At 74.2% G+C, this 1,014-nt stretch carries 1 protein-coding gene; it reads right to left on the bottom strand.

Annotated features, from left to right (window positions below; translation table 11 throughout):
- On the bottom strand, positions 1-1,014 hold a 1,014-nt coding region (locus ND748_RS32670), incomplete at both ends, for an ABC transporter ATP-binding protein (RefSeq protein WP_308205792.1).

The following is a 1,014-nucleotide window of genomic DNA, read 5'->3' on the forward strand; positions in this document are numbered from 1 at the left end:
CACGCCCACGGTCCGCGGTGGGTTCCGCGGCCAGGCGCAGCACCGCCTGGATCCGTTCCGCGGCCGCCCCGCCCGCCTTGAACTGGCCCCAGGCGCCGACCAGGGTGGTCACCGGCTGGGTCAGGAAGAACATGTAGAGCAGGAACGCGATCAGGTCGGAGATCGGCAGGTCCCCGGCGGCGACCCGGGCGCCACCGACACCGAGCACCCCCAGGAACGACGCCTGCATGAGCATGCCGGCGCTCGCCCCGGTGCCCGCCTGCCAGGCGGCGACGCGCAGCCCCCGGCGAAACGCCGTCTGCGCCGCGTCGGCGAGCAGGCCGATCTCGCGGCCCTCCGCCCCGGATGCCTTCACCGTGCGCAGGGCGCCGAGATCGCGGTCGAGCAGGGTGGCCATGTAGCCGACGGCGGCCTGCGCCTGCCCGGTGGCCTTCCCGATCCGCGCCGCCGACCAGCGCACGCTGGCACTCATCAGCACGACCGACGACAGCGTCACGCCGAGCAGGACGACGTCGATGAGCGCCATCATCACCAGCGCCCCGACCAGGGCGATCGTCGCCGTGCAGCTCGTCACCAGGGCCTGGGTCGTGACCTGGCGCAGCAGCGTGGTGTCGCCGACGAGCCGCGACATCAGATCACCGGGTCTGATCTCGTCGGTCGCGGCCAGCCGCAGCCGCAGGATGCGTTCCACCAGGCGGATGCGGACGGTCCGCACGAGGGTCTCCCCGACCGACTCGATGAGGAAGAACCCGGCGGCGGACACCACCGTGCCGAGCAGGACCGCGATGGTCAGGACGCCGAGCGGCCGCCCGACCGGCTGGTGGGCGGTCAGCCGGGCCAGGATGTGCTGGGCGATGATCGGCTGGGCCAGCGACATCGAGGTGCCGAGCAGGGTGAGCACCCCGCCGGCGAGCAGGACGCGGCGCGAGCCCGCGGTGAAGCGGAGCACGAACCGCCCGGCCGGCAGCGGCTGACGGCGCGGCGCGGCGGTGGCACGGGTGGCACGGGTGGCAC

Origin of the sequence: Frankia sp. AiPs1, from assembly GCF_023716945.1 — a bacterium.
Classification (GTDB): Bacteria; Actinomycetota; Actinomycetes; order Frankiales; family Frankiaceae; genus Frankia.